The organism is Porticoccus sp. W117, from assembly GCF_030341905.1.
GTDB lineage: Bacteria > Pseudomonadota > Gammaproteobacteria > Pseudomonadales > Porticoccaceae > SCSIO-12696.
This window is the reverse complement of sequence record NZ_JATAAF010000025.1, coordinates 1-18931: the sequence shown is the minus strand read 5'-3', so window position 1 is coordinate 18931 and position 18931 is coordinate 1. Positions and strand designations below refer to the sequence as shown.

General features: G+C 49.2%; 19 protein-coding genes. 4 read left to right on the top strand and 15 right to left on the bottom strand.

Annotation, left to right across the window (positions count from 1 at the left end):
• Positions 1–45: 45 nt before the first annotated feature.
• Genes QSV34_RS13370 through xdhA form a run of 15 tightly spaced genes read right to left on the bottom strand, consistent with a single transcriptional unit; the run spans position 46 to position 14283 of the window.
• Positions 46–717 (bottom strand): urease accessory protein UreF, encoded by a 672-nt coding sequence (locus QSV34_RS13370; RefSeq protein ID WP_289155506.1) that lies wholly within the window; start codon positions 715–717, stop codon positions 46–48.
• Positions 710–1162, bottom strand: a complete 453-nt coding sequence (ureE, locus tag QSV34_RS13365) for an urease accessory protein UreE (RefSeq protein ID WP_289155505.1) — start codon at positions 1160–1162, stop codon at positions 710–712. Before ureE ends, QSV34_RS13370 begins: the two co-directional genes overlap by 8 nt.
• A gap of 33 nt (positions 1163–1195) precedes the next feature.
• The gene (gene ureC / locus QSV34_RS13360) at positions 1196–2929 is read right to left on the bottom strand and encodes an urease subunit alpha (protein WP_289155503.1); all 1734 of its coding nucleotides are present in this window, start codon (positions 2927–2929) and stop codon (positions 1196–1198) included.
• Positions 2926–3231, bottom strand: coding sequence for an urease subunit beta (locus tag QSV34_RS13355; RefSeq protein ID WP_289155501.1), 306 nt, complete (start codon positions 3229–3231; stop codon positions 2926–2928). Before QSV34_RS13355 ends, ureC begins: the two co-directional genes overlap by 4 nt.
• 9 nt (positions 3232–3240) lie before the next feature.
• Positions 3241–3543 (bottom strand): urease subunit gamma, encoded by a 303-nt coding sequence (gene ureA / locus QSV34_RS13350; protein ID WP_289155499.1) that lies wholly within the window; start codon positions 3541–3543, stop codon positions 3241–3243.
• A gap of 40 nt (positions 3544–3583) precedes the next feature.
• A complete protein-coding gene (locus tag QSV34_RS13345) occupies positions 3584–4453 on the bottom strand; it encodes an urease accessory protein UreD (protein ID WP_289155498.1) in 870 nt (289 codons plus the stop codon).
• Between the two features lie 24 nt (positions 4454–4477).
• Complete coding sequence (locus QSV34_RS13340; RefSeq protein ID WP_289155497.1) at positions 4478–5698, bottom strand: urate hydroxylase PuuD; 1221 nt, start codon at positions 5696–5698, stop codon at positions 4478–4480.
• The gene (locus QSV34_RS13335) at positions 5698–6204 is read right to left on the bottom strand and encodes an ureidoglycolate lyase (protein ID WP_289155496.1); all 507 of its coding nucleotides are present in this window, start codon (positions 6202–6204) and stop codon (positions 5698–5700) included. The genes QSV34_RS13340 and QSV34_RS13335 overlap by 1 nt, the downstream gene beginning before the upstream one ends.
• Positions 6205–6240: 36 nt before the next feature.
• Positions 6241–6582, bottom strand: a complete 342-nt coding sequence (uraH, locus tag QSV34_RS13330) for a hydroxyisourate hydrolase (RefSeq protein WP_289155495.1) — start codon at positions 6580–6582, stop codon at positions 6241–6243.
• Positions 6579–7079 (bottom strand): 2-oxo-4-hydroxy-4-carboxy-5-ureidoimidazoline decarboxylase, encoded by a 501-nt coding sequence (uraD, locus tag QSV34_RS13325; protein ID WP_289155493.1) that lies wholly within the window; start codon positions 7077–7079, stop codon positions 6579–6581. The genes uraH and uraD overlap by 4 nt, the downstream gene beginning before the upstream one ends.
• Entirely contained in the window at positions 7076–8104 is a 1029-nt protein-coding gene (alc, locus tag QSV34_RS13320; protein WP_289155492.1) for an allantoicase, read from the bottom strand. The genes uraD and alc overlap by 4 nt, the downstream gene beginning before the upstream one ends.
• A gap of 6 nt (positions 8105–8110) precedes the next feature.
• The gene (gene allB / locus QSV34_RS13315) at positions 8111–9493 is read right to left on the bottom strand and encodes an allantoinase AllB (protein ID WP_289155490.1); all 1383 of its coding nucleotides are present in this window, start codon (positions 9491–9493) and stop codon (positions 8111–8113) included.
• Positions 9490–10419: a xanthine dehydrogenase accessory protein XdhC gene (xdhC, locus tag QSV34_RS13310; protein ID WP_289155488.1), complete on the bottom strand. Its 930-nt coding sequence runs from the start codon at positions 10417–10419 to the stop codon at positions 9490–9492. Before xdhC ends, allB begins: the two co-directional genes overlap by 4 nt.
• On the bottom strand, positions 10407–12779 hold the full coding sequence (xdhB, locus tag QSV34_RS13305) for a xanthine dehydrogenase molybdopterin binding subunit (RefSeq protein ID WP_289155486.1): 2373 nt from the start codon (positions 12777–12779) through the stop codon (positions 10407–10409). The genes xdhC and xdhB overlap by 13 nt, the downstream gene beginning before the upstream one ends.
• Positions 12772–14283, bottom strand: a complete 1512-nt coding sequence (xdhA, locus tag QSV34_RS13300; protein WP_289155484.1) for a xanthine dehydrogenase small subunit — start codon at positions 14281–14283, stop codon at positions 12772–12774. Before xdhA ends, xdhB begins: the two co-directional genes overlap by 8 nt.
• Positions 14284–14567: 284 nt before the next feature.
• On the opposite strand from xdhA, the gene pgi reads away from it, so the two are divergent.
• The 4 genes from pgi (at position 14568) to QSV34_RS13280 (ending at position 18807) form a co-directional block, all read left to right on the top strand.
• On the top strand, positions 14568–16175 hold the full coding sequence (gene pgi / locus QSV34_RS13295; protein WP_289155482.1) for a glucose-6-phosphate isomerase: 1608 nt from the start codon (positions 14568–14570) through the stop codon (positions 16173–16175).
• A gap of 2 nt (positions 16176–16177) precedes the next feature.
• On the top strand, positions 16178–17611 hold the full coding sequence (pyk, locus tag QSV34_RS13290) for a pyruvate kinase (protein WP_289155480.1): 1434 nt from the start codon (positions 16178–16180) through the stop codon (positions 17609–17611).
• Between the two features lie 559 nt (positions 17612–18170).
• Positions 18171–18458: a DUF6915 family protein gene (locus QSV34_RS13285; RefSeq protein WP_289155478.1), complete on the top strand. Its 288-nt coding sequence runs from the start codon at positions 18171–18173 to the stop codon at positions 18456–18458.
• A 67-nt stretch (positions 18459–18525) separates the two neighbouring features.
• On the top strand, positions 18526–18807 hold the full coding sequence (locus QSV34_RS13280; RefSeq protein ID WP_289155477.1) for a hypothetical protein: 282 nt from the start codon (positions 18526–18528) through the stop codon (positions 18805–18807).
• Positions 18808–18931 lie beyond the last annotated feature (124 nt).

Below are 18931 nucleotides of genomic sequence, written 5' to 3'. Positions count from 1 at the left end.
TTCTCTTATAAAAGCAGTAGCTCAGAAGAATTATTAACAGCGCTATTAAGATCTAAATAACCGGGAGTACTGTTTTTCATGTAACGCGCTTGCCATGCTTAAACCTGGCAAACCACCAAATATGTCGTCGTCTCTGCGACTTTTGCCCTTCTCTACCACCTGCATCAAAAAAGGCATAAGCCTTGCCGTAATTTTTTGCACATCGGTTTGTCCGATGGGTACTGTTTTTGCCGCTGCAGCCAATTGATTTTCTAGCCATGACCATACGTAGGCTAAGCACGCTTGTTCCTCACTCATCTCCCAGCGATAACAAGCAAAAGCAAACATGGCAAGCCACCCCGGAATCTCACCCTCCTGCTGTAAGGTTGCCGGCAGGGGTTGCTCTAACTTCAGCAACAATTGGTAAAGAGTCTTTCCAAGTTGTCGTTCTTCCTGTCGCAATTCTTCGGTTTCACGTGAAGCAATGCAGTGCTGATTCCAGTACTTAAAGTCTTCTGGCTGTCCAACACTCCGGTACAAACGCACCAGTAATGGCACATCCAAATAACTCAAGCCATGGGTTAATACACCACTGGCCCAGCTTTCCGTATCCGCTGCATTTTTGACCCACCCTGCGTCAACTGCATATTCAAAGCCTTGCGAGTAGGCGAACGCTCCCACTGGCAATGCTGGACTGGAAATCCGCAGAACGGCTAGCAGAGAAGCGGCATCAGTCATGGTGATGACCGCGCCCCCCGCTGCTGTATGCACCATTCTCTGGTGAAAATGGTTCTTGAGCGTTGCTGACGCTTAACCCCAAGCCCCGCAGCATGTCATCTAACACATAGTCTTCCTGGTACAACAATCGGTGCTTTTCAATCTGCAAGGGCATATGTCGGTTACCCAAGTGATAGGCTGCACGCATCAACAAAAGCGCATCGTCTGCGGTGGCTATGGATAAAGCCTCTGGTGCCGCCTCAACCAATACAGTTGTGCCATTTTCATCGCTGAGCAAATCACCCTGTTCCAACACCGTGCCACGGGGCATAAATATGCCCACATCACGACCACAATTTGTCTGAGCCCTTTGGCGGCTTTTTTTGCGCTTGTCAAATGGCAGTGCCAGAGTTAGTGCGCTCTCGAGCGATTTTTCATGGCGTTTTAGCTGTGTTAGCTCAATCATTATTTGGCTCTAACAAATATTCTGTCTGAACGGTTAAAACAAAAAGTACCGTTGTGCCAGAGGCAACTCAGTTGCCGGCTCACAGGTTAGTGGATTTCCATCAGCACGCACTTCGTAGGTTTGTGGGTCTACAGTGATGTCTGGCTGCAGATCGTTAAGAAGCATGTCTTTTTTACGTACGTCTCGCGTGTTCTTAACCGCCATCAATTGCTTTTGCAGACCAAGTTGCTTCCCAACATCCGCGTCTAACGCCCCTTGAGAAACAAATGTGACTGAGGTTTCAAAAATTGCCTTGCCGTAGGCACCAAACATCGGTCGATAATGCACCGGCTGGGGTGTGGGTATCGACGCGTTTGGGTCACCCATCGGTGCAGTGGCTATCATGCCACCCTTTAAGATCAGTGAAGGTTTGGTGCCAAAAAAGGCAGGCTTCCACAAAACGATATCCGCCAACTTGCCTACTTCCAAGGAGCCTACTACATGACCAATTCCGTGGGTGATTGCCGGGTTGATGGTGTATTTGGCGATGTAACGGCGCACGCGAAAGTTATCGGTTGTATGGTTGTCTTCTACCAGTGGCCCGCGCTGCACCTTCATCTTGTGGGCAGTGTGCCAAGTACGTGTCACCACCTCACCCACCCGACCCATGGCCTGGGAATCAGAAGCAATCATGCTGAATGCGCCCATATCGTGAAACAGGTCTTCTGCCGCAATGGTTTCTTTGCGAATGCGGGAATCGGCAAAAGCCACATCTTCTGGAATGTCGGGGTCTAGGTGGTGGCAAACCATCAACATATCTAAATGTTCATCGACGGTATTGATGGTGTATGGACGCGTTGGGTTCGTTGACGACGGTAATATATTTGCTTCGCCACAAGCGCGAATAATATCGGGAGCATGCCCACCACCAGCGCCTTCGGTATGGTAGGTATGAATGGCTCTACCATTGAATGCGTTGAGAGTATCTTCCAAAAAGCCCGACTCGTTGAGCGTATCGGTATGAATGGCAACTTGCACATCATATTTATCGGCAACCCGCAAGCACGCATCAATAGAAGCTGGTGTGGTGCCCCAGTCTTCGTGTAACTTCAAACCCATAGCGCCAGCAACAATTTGCTCATCTAACGCTGGGGTTAGACTGGCATTGCCTTTACCCAAAAAACCCAAATTCATGGGGAATGCTTCAGCCGCTTGTAACATGCGATGTATGTGCCAAGGCCCCGGAGTGCACGTGGTCGCATTGGTACCCGTGGCTGGCCCCGTACCACCTCCGATCATGGTAGTGACACCAGAGGTTAACGCCTCTTCAATTTGTTGTGGGCAAATATAGTGTATGTGCGCATCAATACCACCTGGCGTTGCGATCATACCTTCACCCGCTATTACTTCAGTACCGGGGCCAATGATGATATCGATACCTGGCTGAATGTCTGGGTTACCCGCTTTACCAATGTTTTGAATAAGACCATCTTTGATTGCAATGTCTGCTTTGACAATGCCCCAATAATCCACAACAAGAGCATTGGTAATCACAGTATCGGCGGTTTGGTCTGAGGTGCGCTGGCTTTGGCCCATACCATCACGAATCACTTTGCCGCCACCAAATTTAACTTCTTCGCCGTAGTGGGCTTTGTTTTTGCAATAATCTTTTTCTGGACTAATCCATAACTCAGTATCGCCAAGTCGCACACGATCGCCCACCGTCGGCCCAAACATTTCGGCATAGGCTTTACGGCTGATTTGGTTGGTTTTTTTCTCGTGGCTCATAGATCACCCATTACGTCGCCACGAAAGCCATACACTTTTCGGCCGCCTGCAAGTGCAACCAACTCCACTTCTCGGATCTGCCCTGGCTCAAAACGAATCGCCGTACCCGCTGCAATGTTTAGCCGATAGCCACGGGTAGCGTCTCGATCAAAGATCAGTGCCAAATTGGCTTCGTAGAAGTGGTAGTGTGAGCCAACTTGAATGGGGCGGTCGCCGATATTACTGACAGGTACCTTTATTGTATCTCTGCCAGCATTCAACTCTATGTTGCCTTGTGCGGCTTGAATTTCACCTGGAATCATTGGCCACTCCTATAGGATTGGGTTATGAACAGTGACGAGTTTGGTGCCGTCGGGAAAGGTGGCCTCTACCTGCACTTCTTTAAGCATTTCTGGAACACCTTCCATCACCTGTTTACGGGTTAGTAACGTGCGTCCAAAACTCATAAGTTCGGCGACGGTCTTTCCGTCTCGCGCGCCTTCAATAATCTCCATAGAAATAAACGCCAGTGCTTCGGGGTAATTTAGTAACAACCCTCGACCTTTGCGGCGCTCTGCTAATAGAGCAGCACTAAATAGAATGAGTTTGTCTTTTTCGCGAGGTGTTAATTCCATTGATTCATCCTGTAAGTATTGTGACTACTTATCATCCGACTTACGTATTCCATATACGTGGAATCTCTGCGTTCTTACCAATATGCTTGGGCCGTAACTGTGACCACAACTTCACAAACAGCTCTCGACACTGCACCGCCGATGGGCCGATGTAGCGAGCAATCAAAAGGTCGTCTACTTGCGTTACGGAAAACAAGGCATCTGAATGATCGAACTCAGCCACCCAATCGTTTTCAGTTGCATCGCTTTTTTGATTATTGACGGGTAATGTAGCGACCATTGCGCCCGTAACTGGCTGCCCATGCAGCCCCCAACAACTTTGCAACGCAGGTTCGCCAGCAACAAATCGGTTGTTTTCAAGATAGACAGGCCGATTTTTCCGATACACTGATAATCGCTGCTGAACAAATCCTTTTGTAAACCCTTCATTACAGGCTGGGCGACCAAGGCAAATAATGTCCCAAACAACCGCATTTGCGCCTTTATCCAAACTCACCCTGGTATCTAATTGCCCCCGAGCCCCATCAAAGAAAATAGTCTCTTGAGGCAACCACTCTCCTACCGCATCTTCCTTTACGTAGAAATCTACCCGTTGTACTTGGGGTAGCAGTGAATGGTCCCCTTTGTAAAATTTTCCAGCAGAGGGTGTTGTGAAAAGCCCATGACCGGATTCACCGACAGTGACATCCATAACCAGCTCATCACCGCTCACCAATCCGCCCGGAGGGTGAAGTAAATAAAGGTGGCACTCTTTTCTGTCAGAGGGATAAAAGGGCCGTTGCACACGCAAAGGCCCAAAATGAGAACATTTATTGAGTACCGTAGATTCTCCCTTAGAACTAAGCTCTAATGTCAGCCCCGCTTTCCAGCAGCGAGGGGGAACCTGCTTACATTTCTCAGCTGCACTCATTTAAACGCTCCTATTCACCACCGTTCACTCAGGTGTTCCTGCACTAATCCAGCGACCAATGAGTGTGCGTTCCTCGTCCGTCATTAACGTTTTATTCAGAAAAGGCATATCAGTTGCCGTTACTGAGCGGGCATTTATCCGCGCTGCCCACTTACGCATATCATCAACATTTTCGAGAAAAACGCCACCGGGAGCCACTGTAAATACATCATCAGTAGGTTTTCGGGAGTGGCAGCTAGCGCAACGAGCATGCAATATTTCTGTTGCTTTTACGGCTGTAATTACCGAAGGCTTCGATGACTGAACACCGTGATCATGGGTTGATATCTTTTCGACACCAAATTTGGGAGCAATCAATATTGCCAGAACAAGAGTTGCAACAGCAGAACCAACAAGGATACCGGGCTTCTTAACACCTTTGTGCTTGATCACAAAGTACTGACGAACAGCGGCAGTAATAACAATGATCGCCAACAACACCAGCCAGTTGTATTGATGGGTATAGGTAAACGGATAATGAGCACTGATCATAATAAAAATCAGTGGCAACGTTAGGTGCGTATTATGCGTAGAGTGCAGCTTTGCCTTTTTTCCCCAAGCAGGATCCGGTTGTTCACCTTTTTCAATGGCCGCCAACAATGCCCTTTGAGAAGGCATAATCACACGAAATACATTACCCGCCATAATGGTGCCTATAATTGCACCCATATGGATATACGCTCCCCGACCACTGAACAACTGGGTCAAGGTATAGGCTAATCCAACGGCAGCTAGTATTAATATAGCCCCAATAGCTATGCCATTTTTCGCGATTGGGCTACGGCAAAGCATCTCGTAACCAACCCAACTACCCAATAGGAAGCCCACACCGATCAGAATGGCTTGACTCTGTGTTAAATCTGCTACGCGCTTATCGATCAAGTACGCATCAGCCCCCAGATAGTAAATTAACGTCAGCAATACGATCCCGGTTAACCATGTGCTGTAAGCCTCCCATTTAAACCAATGCAAGGTTTTTGGCATTTGTTCCGGGGCAAGTTGGTACTTGGCCACTTCGTAAATACCACCGCCATGAATTGCCCAAAGGTCCCCTTTAATCCCTTTGTCTTTTTTCCATTGGGGTGGGTTTTCCAGGCTGTTATCCAACCAAATAAAATAGAATGAAGCGCCTATCCAGGCGACACCGGTAATTACGTGCATCCAACGAAATATCAGACTAAGCCAGTCAAGAATATAACTTTCCATTATTTTTCTACCACAATGTCTAAATTTTCAGGAATATCCACTTCATCGCAGTTGTTGCCCCCGCCTTGGCGATCAATCACTAAGAAGTCACCGTTACCTGCAAGTACCAGGTTGTAGTGGTGCCATACACCTTTGTGATAGGTAACCCCTTGACTGGGGCGTACAATAAAGGCTTCTAGTTTGGTGAAATCTAAATCGCCTTTTGGTGCAACTACCACGATATAAGCGTTGCAGCTCATAGGCATAAAGGTCTGGCTGGCCAGTGGGTGGCGCTCCATCACGTTAATTCTTATAGGTAAATCCACAGGTTTGGTACGAAAAATACTGATAATTGGCGTACCATCCTCACCAGTATCTACTCGGCTCAATGCGTTATATCGGGTGGTTTGGCCGTAGTTGATTGGAAAACTGTCCGCTTCACTTGATACTTCTATCACATCTCCGTATGGCGCAAACGCCTCTGCAGTGAGAGACTTTAATTTCAACGTTCGTTTCTCTTTAACCACAATGTATTCTCTTATTTTTGTGCAATTTTGGTGGCATTAGCTGCCACGATACGTGGAATACCCATAGGGAGATAACAGCAAAGGTATATGGTAATGACGGCCATCACCTTCCACGTGAAACACCACATCAACCCATGGGTAAAATACGGGTGAATGGATACGTTTGAAGTATTCACTTGTTGCAAATTGCATTCGATATAAGCCTTCTTCAAGAACTTCATCGCTAGAGCATAATTCTCCGTAGCGGCCATCTTCATTGGTTTTACCAGCACCCATTTCTACCCAACCAGACCCGGCTTGACGATGTAGTGAAACAACAATACCTTGGGCGGGCTCTCCGAGAGCAGTATCTAGGATATGGGTTGTTATTTGACTCATAACAGTTTCTCCAAGCGCAGCTGCAGAATTTTTCGCTGCTCTTCTGCGGCGTTTACAAGTTCGGTTGGGCGATCGTTGGATAGGCGATATTCAAGTAGACTCAGCATCTGTTGTGCACTCTTTCCAGTGGCACAGACGATAAAAATAAATCCAAATTTAGTTTCATATGCCGCATTGCCATCTATAAGTTTGTGTAGAACATCTTTGGATGCCTCTTTTACTAAAGACTGTTCGCCACTCGCCAGCTCTTTAGTGTTTCTGTACTTCTTACTTAGAGACTCCACATCACCAATCTTCGGATGCCCTTCAAAAGCTTGGAGATAGTCCTCTTCCTGCAAGCAGGACCAATGTTGATTACCAGCTACAGCCAGTGCATGCACACTGGCGTAGGGGCGGTTTTGCACCATATGATCCACCCAAGCCTCGCTGGTGCAACATTGCATAAATATATGGCGAGCTTCTGCTTCACTGGCCGTATTTAGGGTATTTAAGCTCATAGCACGTTCACCGTTTCCCAATCGGGGTAACCGAAGATGCGCAGCCGACTTACACCACCATCTGGGAAAATATTTAAACGCACATGAGTAAATTGGGCGTCTTCTGGCACGTTGATTTCTGATACAAACACGTGTTCTTGATCCGCATACAGCGGCGTTTCAGAAACTACTGTTTGCCAAGGGATATCTTGTGCGTTCAGGTCTTTTCGATCGGTATTAACAGCTTCCAGAGTGAAACGATCTGGGAAGTTTCCTTTAAAATGCGCAGTATCGATAACAACTTTTCGAATGCTGCCAACACCAGCTAATTTCACAATAGCCCAATCATTGGCTTGATCCCTACGGCGACGAGTCTCCCAACCATCACCCATGTTTTTACCGAAAGTAGGCATTAATAGATTGCTAGGTGCACTGTAGAACATGTCGCTACATAGCAATCCTCGGCCTCCAAAACGTGCGCTGGCCAAGTCCATCGGTTCACCGAGGAAGAACTGCCCTTTGTCCACCGCCGGAATGCCATAGGCACGGAAGCGAGCCATACCTCCGTCTGGATAGATGCATAAACGAAGGTGTGTCCAATTTCTTTTAGAATTCACATCAAACAGATTTTGACTGTGTGCCTCAGTTGAGCTTTTGCTTAAAATTTCAGTCCACTCAGTGTCTTCTGTTACTACACCTTGAACTGACGCCGCTTGTACAGAAATAGCTTCCGGCGCATTGCCACGAAAGTGGTTGGTATCAACATCCACACCCACCACACGACCGGGGACACCCAAACGCAATACACACCAATCGTAATCAAGGTCTCTCTTGCGGCCATAGCTACGCCGTGATTCCCAGCCGTCCATCCATTGCCCTGTGTCCACAAAGTGACCTTCTTTAAACACACCTCGGCCAGCCTTAACCAGGTTAGAGCACGGTGCAAACCACTGGTCGCTGCAGCTTAGTGCCTTGCCCCCCAGACGCTCATCCAATAAGTCGATGTACTGGCTCGATAGGCGATTGTCAGTTTCGTTATTATTCATTCTTGCTTACCGTTTTTTTAAAATCGGGCGACCGGTGGATTTTTCACAGAAGGTCACCTCTTTACCAACTGGCGAGTCCAAAATTACTTGCCCACGCAAGTAGCTACGTTTTACCCGACCACGGACTTTTCGGCCTTCGTAAGGTGTCATTTTGTGGCGAAAGAGAATGTGTTCTTTCTGGATGGTGTATTCCTCATCACCATCGAACACAATCAAGTCTGCATCGTAGCCTTTTTCAATTTTTCCCTTACAGTCACCAAGTCCTGCAAAAGCTGCAGGCTCTGTGCACATCCACTTGGCAATATGGTGTAAGCCAAAGCCGTACTTTTCGGACTCGCTCCAAATTAACGACAGGCCAAATTGCAATGAGGAAATACCCCCCCAAGCGGCGTCTAGATCGCCAGTATCTATGTGCTTCAATTGCGGAGTACAAGGCGAGTGATCAGACACGATAAAGTCGATATGCCCGTCTTTTAAGCCCTGCCAAAGTTGTTGACGGTTATGATCTTCCCGAATGGGTGGGCAGCATTTAAACAAAGTTTTACCATCGGGAATATTCTCGGAAAACAGTGTTAGGTAGTGCGGGCAGGTTTCTGTGGTTAAGCCGAGGCCTTTTTCCCGTGCGTGTGAGATAGCCTCAATCGCATCGGCAGAAGAAAGATGCACAATATGTACAAGGCCCTTTTTTCCTTCGCTCTGTAGTTCTTCCAGCAGACCAATCATTAGCTGAATAGCATCGTTTTCCCATCTTTTGGGGCGAGAATCCAAAAAAGTCTGATATTTATCAGTAATCTTCGCAGGTGGTGTATCGCCCTTATCGAGTTCTGCGTGAATCAGATAAGGTACTTGATGGTCAGCCAAAATTGACAACGCTTGGCGCAAATGCTCTTCACTTACCGGGGGGAATTCTTCTAAGCCAGAGTCGATGGTAAAGGATTTCACGCCTAACACACCCGCCCGAACAAGGTCATCCAGTTCGTCCATATTTCCTGGAATGGCGCCACCCCAGAAACCGCAGTCCACCCACAGCTGACCATCGAGGGTATCAATTTTTTCTTTTAATGCGGCAACGCTGGTGGTTACCGGATCACAATTCAACGGCATATCCACCAATGTAGTAATACCACCGGCTGCAGCGGCACGGGTGGCGGTATTGAAGCCTTCCCATTCAGTGCGTCCGGGTTCGTTGACGTGAACGTGGGTATCTACCAAGCCCGGCATTACGGCATTATTGCCAACGTCTATCAGCTCCACGTTTTCTGGCAACGTTTCGCCATAGGCCAGTACATCGATAATTTTTTCGTTTTGCCACAATACAACACCGGCAACAACACCTTGCTCCAGCACCAGTTGTCGACTGCGCAATCCGTATAGTTGCCCATCATTCATTGGTGGTTCTCCACCTGCACTTCCGCTCTTTCATGACTTTTTTGATTTTCGTTGATAGAAGCCACTTGATGTAGCTCCTGCCAGCGAATGCTTTTTGTGGTTGACTGCTTCACCGAGTTCTGCTGATTGTGATAGTCGGCAATCAACTGCGCGGCGATAGATACCGCCACTTCCATGGGCTCTTTGCCCGGAACTTGTGAGTTACCAATGGGGCAGCGAATGGTTTGATAACTATTTGGGGCGTAACCCTTGTGACTAAAGCGCGATTGAAAACGACGCCATTTAGTATCAGAGCCTATTAGCCCCACATAATCTGTATCGTTGCGTTTGAGCACCGCCTCTGCCAAATCAAAATCCAGTGAATGGCGGTGGGTCATTATTAGGTAGCGGGTTTGCGAAGGCATATCGGAGATTTCATCAACAGGATTATCAGAAATCACTTTGGTAACATTTTGGGGAATTACATCGGGAAATTCTGCATCGCGGCTGTCGACCCAGTAAATACGGTAAGGCAATTCACCCAACACTCTAATCAGAGCACGACCAACATGCCCTGCACCAAATAAAGCAACGGTGTATTGCGCACCGGGGAAACATTCAAACAATAGGGAGGCTCGACCACCACAACACTGGCCAAGCTTTGCGCCAAGAGGAAAGTGCTCAAGGCGTTGTTCGGGTTTTCCTGCCGCCAGTAGTTCGGCAGCAATAGACATTGCTTTGTACTCTAAGTGGCCGCCCCCAATGGTACCCCAAGTTCGCGGCGTTTCTGGCTCATTGCCATATGAAATCACCATCTTGGTACCATTGTCGCGAGGTGTGGAACCCTGCACAGCCAACACAGTCACCAACACATAGGCACTGTTTTCTTGTTCCAGCGTGGCAACACCATTGTGCCAGTGCTGTTTATCTGTAATTAGCCTGGACACGATGCTGACCTGCCCTTGTTTGCCAATATAATTTTTTCGCAGGCACGCAGCACGCGCTCAGGAGTTGCTGGCGCATCTAACTCGGGACAAACACGATAGTCGCTCAGACTGGATACTGCGTCTCGCAATGCACACCACACGGACGTAGCCAGCATAAACGGTGGTTCACCGACAGCCTTTGAATGAAATATCGTCGCTTCAACATTGGGACTATCCGGCAACAACTCCACATTAAATTCTGGGGGCGTATCGCCTATGGCTGGAATCTTGTAGGACGCCGGACTAATGGTTTGCAAACGGCCATCATCGCCCCACACCAGCTCCTCGGTGGTTAGCCAACCCATGCCTTGAATAAAAGCCCCTTCAATTTGGCCAATATCCACTGCGGGGTTTAAGCTGGTGCCAACATCGTGGCAGATATCCACGCGCTGCACTTTGTATTCGCCAGTCAGCGTGTCAATCAACACTTCAGAAACCGCCGCCCCATTTGCAAAATAGAAAAATGGACGGCCAGTGGATTCTTCCCGGTTGTAATAAATTTTTGGCGTAGAGTAATATCCTGCCGCCGATAGCGAAATACGGTTTAAATACGCTTGCTGCACAAACTCAGAGAAGTCGACGCGCCTATCACCAATAGCCACTTGGTTATTATCAAAAGTTACATCGCCTTGTGATACGTCATACTGCTTGGCAGCAAACGCAATTAAACGTTCTTTGATGATGACCGCAGCATTGCGAGCAGCCATGCCATTTAGGTCACTGCCAGACGATGCAGCGGTTGGCGATGTATTTGGTACTTTATCCGTACGGGTCGCGCTACACACAATACGGCTTACATCCACCTGGAATTCACTGGCAACAATTTGAGCCACTTTGGTAAATAAGCCCTGCCCCATTTCAGTACCACCGTGGTTAAGGTGAATACTGCCATCGGTGTAAATATGAATTAATGCACCGGCTTGGTTCAAGTGAGTAGCTGTAAAGGAAATACCGAATTTCACTGGCGTTAGTGCCAAACCTTTTTTCAGGTAAGGGCTGCTGGCATTGAATGCGTTAATCGCTTTACGTCTATTCCAGTAATCAGACGTTTCTTCTAAGCGCGCCACCAAACCAGGAATAATATGATTTTCGATTTTTTGCCCGTAGTGCGTTGTATCCCTGCCCTGTTCAGCAGTATAAAAATTCGCCTTGCGAATGCTCAACACATCTTTCCCTAATAACCGCGCAATACGCTCAACCACTTCCTCAATAGCCAGCACACCTTGCGGCCCACCAAAGCCACGAAACGCTACATTGGAAACCGTATTGGTTTTTACACGGTGGCCAGTGATTTTTGCCGCTGGCAAAAAGTAGGCGTTATCTGAGTGGAACATGGCACGATCGACAATGGCGTCGGACAAATCCGGCGACATACCGCAGCCACCAGACAATTCAAGATCAAGCCCTTGAATGCGACCCTGCGCATCAAAACCCACTTCGTAACGGCTTAGAAAGTGGTGGCGCTTGCCGGTTGAGTTCATGTCGTCACTGCGTGCTAAACGTAGCTTTACAGGGCGCTTGTTGCGTTGCGCGAACAGTGCCGCAATGCAAGACCAGTGATTGCCACTGGTTTCTTTGCCACCAAAGCCACCACCCATACGACGTGTGTCTACAACTACCAGGCTCATGGGAATATCCAGCACTTCGGCAACTAATTTCTGCGCCTCTGTTGGATTCTGGGTGGAAGTATTTAGAAAAATCCCACCGTCTTCCGTGGGTGTAGCCAACGAAACCTGGCCCTCAAGGTACAAATGCTCTTGGCCTCCGATGTGCAATTCACCACTAGCATAGTGTTCTGCATTTGCCACTGCCTTAGCCACATCGCCTCTGGCTTGTACGTGTTTGGGGCGTACAAAACTCTGATTTTCCAGGCCTTGTTCTATGGTGATGTCGCCTTCCAGCGGTTGGTATTTCACTGTGGCCAAACGGGCAGCTTTGCGCGCCGCTTCATAACTGGTTGCTGCAACAGCAAACAATACTTGGCCGTGAAATTGAACCTCATCGCCTTGCTGTAAAAACAACGGGTCACCAGGGAATACTGGGCCAATATCTTTGTGACCCGGCACGTCATGTAAGGTTAAAACATCAACCACGCCGGGCGCTGCAGCAACAGCGCTTAAATCCATGGATTTTACAATGCCGCGAGCAACGGTGCTAAAACCGGCATAAGCGTGTAACACACTGGCCGGTGTAGGAATATCATCAACGTATTGCGCTTCGCCACTCACATGCTTGTGGGCGCTTTCGTGTTTTAGCGACTCACCTGCGAGACCAGTGGGCTTACCCGGTTCGTTGACGCTCAATGTTGGTAGACTACGCATGTTGCGTCACCCGAACGATGTCTGCGCCCTGTTGCGATTCCAAATAAAAACGCATAAACAGATTTTGAGAAACGCGCATGCGGTACTCCGCCGACGCCCTAAAATCCGACAGTGGTGAGAAGTCATTGCTCAAGGCTTGTTGGGCTTTCTCGATGGCATCTCTGTGCCACTGACCACCGCGCAATATCTCTTCAGCATTTTTCGCAGACTTGGGAACAGCAGCCATCCCACCAAAACCAGTGCGAATATCGTCTACGGTGTTATCGTTGATAAAAACACTAAAGGCTGCGCAAGTGGCAGAGATATCATCCTCTATCCTTTTGCTGATTTTGTATACGCGGAAAATTTGATTATCTACCGGTTTGGGAACGCGAATGCGCTCAATAAACTCACATTCGCGCAAAGCGGTTTGCTTGTAATCGATAAAAAACCTTTCTAACGGCAACTCACGCTGTTGAGCTCCACGACGTAACACAACACTCGCCCCCAAGGCCAATAACACCGGCGGCATGTCCCCAATTGGAGAGGCATTACCAATATTGCCCCCAATGGTGCCTTGGTTGCGCACCTGGCGAGAGCCGAGACGATCAATGAGTTCGCCCATATCCGGGTAGTAACCAACCAAGGTATCGCGAGCTTCTGAATAGGTAACAGCCGCACCAATTTCTATGTGGTTATCGGACTCTGTTAGCCTGCACATTTCGGCTACACGCCCTAAATACACCAACACATCTACGCCTTTGAGCGCCTGCGTAAATTCGAGGCTTAAATCTGTTCCCCCAGCCACCAATCGAGCATTGGGATAAGCCGATAAAATTTCGGCCAGCTCCGCCACTGAGGTTGGCGAGAAGTAACGCTTGCGATTGCCATTGCGTGTGTATTCAAAAAAAACAGGCTGGCTGCTGATCGCATTTAACTCAGCAACAGTCTTTGCTTGCTTACGTGCAAAACAATCATTTGTTTTGGCTTTCCGAGCCTGTTTTTTAATACCTAATGCCGCATCAATGATTGGTCTATAGCCTGTACAACGACACAGATTTCCAGATAGTGCTTCAAGAACTTCTTCTCGCTGGGCGTCTTTATTTGGCAATTCATCTTGTCGTATCTCTTCAAAAAGAGCCTCTTCATCCTTACTCATTGCGAAGATCGACATCACAAAGCCCGGCGTACAAAACCCACATTGAGAGCCATGATTATCCACCAGGGCCTGTTGTACTGGATGTAAATCTCCATCCTGCCGAAGATGCTCCACCGTAATTAACTGCTTACCGTGCAGTGTTACCACTTGGGTAATACAAGAGTTAATCGCCTTGTATTGCATCGACTGATTGGTACCTACAGTACCCACCACCACAGTACATGCGCCACAATCACCAGAAGCACAGCCTTCTTTGGTACCCACGAGATTCAAATTTTCGCGCAAATAATCCAGTACGGATTTTTTGGGATCAATAGACGTTATTTCTTGCCATTGATCATTGAGAAGAAAGCGTACGGCCCCCATAAGACACTCTTAATTTGACATATATGTCAACTTTAGTGTGTCCAGCAGGGAGCAGTCAAGAGTTTATTGACACTTATGTCAGGTTTTATTATCTTGCCGCATCGAAAGTGAGACACAGGCTTGTCAGACAGTCTGAACGGTAAATTTAAAATGAGCACCCATGATCGTCTGCGGCCCACTAATCGGTCGCGACCCCTACTGCATCAGCATCCTCTATCTTGGGTATTGCCTACTTTCAATTACAACACCTCATTCCGCATTTAACACACTGATGGTTTATACCGATGGATACAGATATCACCACAAATAGCTTTAATCCTTCATGTACCCCCCATTGGGAAAAGTTGCACCAGTACTCCATCAATAGTGGTCATCTCAATATCGCCCGCATGCTGAAACAAAACCCCGGCCGTGCAGAGCAATTGCGTGTGCAGTGGCAGGGTTTTTACTTTGATTACGCCAAAAGCCTGATCGACGATGCCAGCCTGGCGGAACTGTTCAGTCTGGCAGAAGCATCGCCTCTAAAGCAGTGCATGGCCGCCATGACCAGCGGCGCAACGATCAATCGATCTGAAGGCCGCCCGGTGCTGCACTGCGCCCTGCGCGACCCGGATAACTTTGATATTGATGTGGATGGCGGCAATGTAGGCCAGTCGGTAAAAGACAGCCTGCAAAAAATTGCCGACTTCAGCGCCCGCATTCGCAGCGGCCAGTGGCTGGGCAGCACCGGCAAAGCCATTACTGACGTCATTAATATTGGCATTGGCGGCTCTGACCTCGGCCCCAAAATGGTCTGCCAGGCTTTGCAGCAGTACGCCCAACAGGGCATTAACTGCCACTTTATTTCCAATGTGGACGGCGCAGAAATTTTAAGTCTGACACAGCGCCTCAACGCCGAAACCACACTGGTCATCATCACCAGCAAAACCTTTACCACCCAGGAAACCCTGCTCAATGCCAAGACCGCTCTGGCCTGGTTGCAGGAAAAACTGGGGCTGGCGCAGCCGCAAAACTCCCCCCATGTGATTGGCATTACCGCCAACACCGGCAATGCCCAGGAATACGGCATTCCCGCCGAACAAATTGTTGAATTTGGTACCTGGGTAGGTGGCCGCTACTCCCTGTGGAGCGGCGTTGGCCTGGCGATAGCTATCAGTATCGGTTACGAGGCGTTTGAAGAATTACTCGCCGGTGCCAAGGCCATGGACGAGCACTTTTTTAACGCCGAATACGCGCAAAATATTCCGGTGATACTGGCGCTGTTAAGTATTTGGTACAACAACTTCCTGGGGGCGCAATCCTGCGCGGTTATCCCCTACTGCGAACGCCTCACCCACCTGCCCACCTACCTGCAACAGTTAGAAATGGAGAGCAACGGCAAATCCGTCAATCAGAATGGCGAAGCGCTGGGCTACAACAGCGGCGGCGTTATCTGGGGCCAACCCGGCACCAACGGCCAGCACGCCTTTTTCCAGTTACTGCACCAAGGCACCCACCTGATTCCGGTGCAATTTATCGGCGCTGTAAACGACGATTTAAGTAACGACGAACACCATCAGGTACTGCTGCAAAATATGCTCGCCCAGGGTGCAGCGCTAATGCTCGGCAGCGAGCAAGCAGATGCCCCCGGCTACGCCCACTACCCCGGCAACCGTCCCTCCACCACCCTGCTGATGGACAAACTCACCCCCTTTAACTGCGGCGCATTGATCGCCCTGTACGAACACAAGGTATTTGCCGAAGGCGTACTTTGGGGGATTAATTCCTTTGACCAATGGGGCGTGGAGCTGGGCAAGAAAATTGCCAAGCAGCTCGCAAAAGATAGTGACAATGGCAACTGGGACGCTTCCACCAAGCAACTACTGAAGTTGCTCAGCAAAGGCTCTAAATAACCATGCACAAGCGCACCAAAATTATAGCCACCCTCGGCCCTGCCAGCTCCGATGCAGATACCATTGCAAAACTGATTGAAGCCGGTGCCAACGTGTTTCGCATCAATTTCTCTCACGGCAATGCCGAAGAGCATATTCAGCGCGCCAAAGTCGTGCGGCAAGAGGCGGAACGACTCAACGCCCATGTCGGCCTGCTGGGTGATTTACAGGGGCCAAAAATTCGCATCGCCAGCTTTCGCGACGGCCAGGCAGAGCTGGTAGAAGGAGCCAGCTTTGCCCTGGATACACAATATCCAGCAGAGGACGGCAACCAGGATATCGTCGGTTGCAGCTACCAGTCTCTGCCTCAGGACTGTAAAGCGGGCCAGACGCTGCTGTTGGACGATGGCCGCCTGCAACTGGAAATCGAGCGCATTGAAGGCACCCGCATCCATACCAAGGTGATTGTCGGCGGCACCCTGTACCCGAAAAAAGGCATCAATTTGCTGGGCGGCGGACTGTCTGCTCCAGCCCTGACCGAAAAAGATCTCAACGACCTGAAAATAGCCGCCACCATGGGGCTGGACTATCTGGCCATCTCCTTCCCACGCACTGCCGAAGATATGCACTACGCCCGGGACTGCGCGGCAAAAGCCGGTTGCAAGGCTCGCCTGGTGGCTAAAATCGAGCGCGCCGAAACCGTGGCCGACGACCAAACCCTGGACGATATGATCGTCGCGTCCGACGCCGTTATGGTGGCCCGCGGTGACCTGGGTGTGGAGATTGGCGATGCCGGGCTGATTGGCGTGCAGAAGAAAATCATTCTTCGCGCCCGCCAATTAAACCGCGCAGTGATCACCGCCACCCAGATGATGGAAACCATGATCGACAACGCCATCCCCACCCGGGCGGAAGTATTCGACGTGGCCAACGCCGTACTGGACGGCACCGACGCGGTGATGCTGTCGGCAGAAACCGCCACCGGCAAACACCCGGTTACTGTCGTGGAAGCCATGAGTCGTATCGCCTTGGGGGCAGAAAAACAGCGCAGCACTCAAGTATCCGGCCACCGTATGGACAGGGAATTTCGCGAAACGGAAGATGCCATTGCCATGGCTTCCATGTACGCCGCCAATCACATGCCTAACCTCAAAGCCATCATCTGCTTTACCGAATCCGGCAATACACCGTTGCTAATGTCGCGCATCCGCTCCGGCATCACTATTTTTGCACTGTCTAACAGACAGACCACCCTTAACCGCATGGCCCTATTCCGCGGCGTCATACCTCGCTACTTTGATTTTGATACTGGCAATCGCAATACACTGCTCACCAACGCTGTGGAAGAACTTAAAGCCAAGGGCTATCTGAATAGTGGCGATTCAGTTATAGGTACTCGCGGAAATCAGGTCGGGAAAGGTGGAATGACAAATACATTGAAAATCTTTGAAGTCTAAGTAGATTCTCGAGTCAGGGATGGATTAACTAGATACTTATCACCAGTGCTGTCAGCCACGCTCAGGAGGTCGCGGATTATGTGCTGGATGCTACGGCTAATTTCAATCGACCGAGTGAGAATTCTTCCCTCACCGGCCAACCATAAGAATTGAATCAATCCATTTGTAATCCAATTTTCGGGCGGCTTCGCCGCCCACCTCTCTTTTTAAATGCCTGGTCCCAATCCTTGATGGGCCATCTTTAATTAGCAAATTCAAGAAGGAAGCTACGCCTGTCCCGGCGAGCTGCTTTCTATTATCTCCTTTCCCTCTAGGCGTTGCCGCAGCCTAGCGTATTTCCAATCATCGTCAAGGCATCCCCCATATTTCGCTCACGAAATACTGCGCCAGCCCTTAACTGATTGGTCTGCCTTGCCCTGTGGGTGGCCTGCTCTTCGAGGGGAACCCTGCCTTGACGATGGCTGGAAATACGCTCTCGCTTCCGTTGGTCGCTGCTTGGGGTTTTCAACCCCAGAGGGATGTGGGGTTTTCAAAACCCTTAACAGAGCGAGGAATTACCATGACACATACTTATTACCATGCCCGATCATCTGCCAAAACATTTGGTGGAATACCCGAAGACTACTTGCCTATCCATAACTGGTTTGATGCGACCAAATACAGCTTTTGTGATTTCAGGCACCGGGCACTACGACATCATGCAGAAGGCATTTTTGAGTGTGAAAAGACTTTTGGAACAACCATTACGAACAGTGATGGTAAAGAGGTTCCGGTTAGATATATCGGAGAACAGCATGTAATGGAAGATTGCGGCGGACGAGTCCCCTCCATTAGCGATTGGCTCTAAGCGATTACGCCTTCCCCATGGATGGCCAGAGCGGCCACCGTTGGCCACGGAACTAGGAGGGTAGACAATGAATAATATCGATAATATTTATAGCAAGCTGGCCGAATTTCCGCCAAAAACCGGCAGACCCTTAATGTATTTACTGCAAAAAGGGCTGATTTCTAATAAAGCGATTCAGGACATCATCGACGCAGGCGAACTGAGCGGTAATCTCTCAATGCTGCTGGCGTTTGGCATTGGCTATCAATATCTATTGGCCAGTAGAGTACCCGTTTCAGACACCATAAAAATGGCGAAGGAATTGGGCCATCCTGTCAATCTTGGGTGGAGTGGCAAACGCTGGAAATGACCTTTCCCCCGCAATTAGCACCATGACCCCGGTGAGATTTCCAGTTAACCTACCGGGATGGAGAACTCACAATGAAGAAACGTTTTACCGAAGAACAAATCATCCGCGCCATCAAAGAGCATGA

Bases quoted from the DNA above. Each gene is read 5' to 3' on its own strand.
- xdhB (WP_289155486.1), bottom strand. From the start codon at position 12,779: ATGCGTAGTCTACCAACATTGAGCGTCAACGAACCGGGTAAGCCCACT.
- pyk (WP_289155480.1), top strand. From the start codon at position 16,178: ATGCACAAGCGCACCAAAATTATAGCCACCCTCGGCCCTGCCAGCTCC.
- ureA (WP_289155499.1), bottom strand. From the start codon at position 3,543: ATGGAATTAACACCTCGCGAAAAAGACAAACTCATTCTATTTAGTGCT.
- ureE (WP_289155505.1), bottom strand. From the start codon at position 1,162: ATGATTGAGCTAACACAGCTAAAACGCCATGAAAAATCGCTCGAGAGC.
- xdhA (WP_289155484.1), bottom strand. From the start codon at position 14,283: ATGGGGGCCGTACGCTTTCTTCTCAATGATCAATGGCAAGAAATAACG.
- QSV34_RS13355 (WP_289155501.1), bottom strand. From the start codon at position 3,231: ATGATTCCAGGTGAAATTCAAGCCGCACAAGGCAACATAGAGTTGAAT.
- alc (WP_289155492.1), bottom strand. From the start codon at position 8,104: ATGAATAATAACGAAACTGACAATCGCCTATCGAGCCAGTACATCGAC.
- QSV34_RS13280 (WP_289155477.1), top strand. From the start codon at position 18,526: ATGAATAATATCGATAATATTTATAGCAAGCTGGCCGAATTTCCGCCA.
- allB (WP_289155490.1), bottom strand. From the start codon at position 9,493: ATGAATGATGGGCAACTATACGGATTGCGCAGTCGACAACTGGTGCTG.
- QSV34_RS13345 (WP_289155498.1), bottom strand. From the start codon at position 4,453: ATGAGTGCAGCTGAGAAATGTAAGCAGGTTCCCCCTCGCTGCTGGAAA.
- uraH (WP_289155495.1), bottom strand. From the start codon at position 6,582: ATGAGTCAAATAACAACCCATATCCTAGATACTGCTCTCGGAGAGCCC.
- QSV34_RS13370 (WP_289155506.1), bottom strand. From the start codon at position 717: ATGACTGATGCCGCTTCTCTGCTAGCCGTTCTGCGGATTTCCAGTCCA.
- QSV34_RS13340 (WP_289155497.1), bottom strand. From the start codon at position 5,698: ATGGAAAGTTATATTCTTGACTGGCTTAGTCTGATATTTCGTTGGATG.
- ureC (WP_289155503.1), bottom strand. From the start codon at position 2,929: ATGAGCCACGAGAAAAAAACCAACCAAATCAGCCGTAAAGCCTATGCC.
- pgi (WP_289155482.1), top strand. From the start codon at position 14,568: ATGGATACAGATATCACCACAAATAGCTTTAATCCTTCATGTACCCCC.
- QSV34_RS13285 (WP_289155478.1), top strand. From the start codon at position 18,171: ATGACACATACTTATTACCATGCCCGATCATCTGCCAAAACATTTGGT.
- uraD (WP_289155493.1), bottom strand. From the start codon at position 7,079: ATGAGCTTAAATACCCTAAATACGGCCAGTGAAGCAGAAGCTCGCCAT.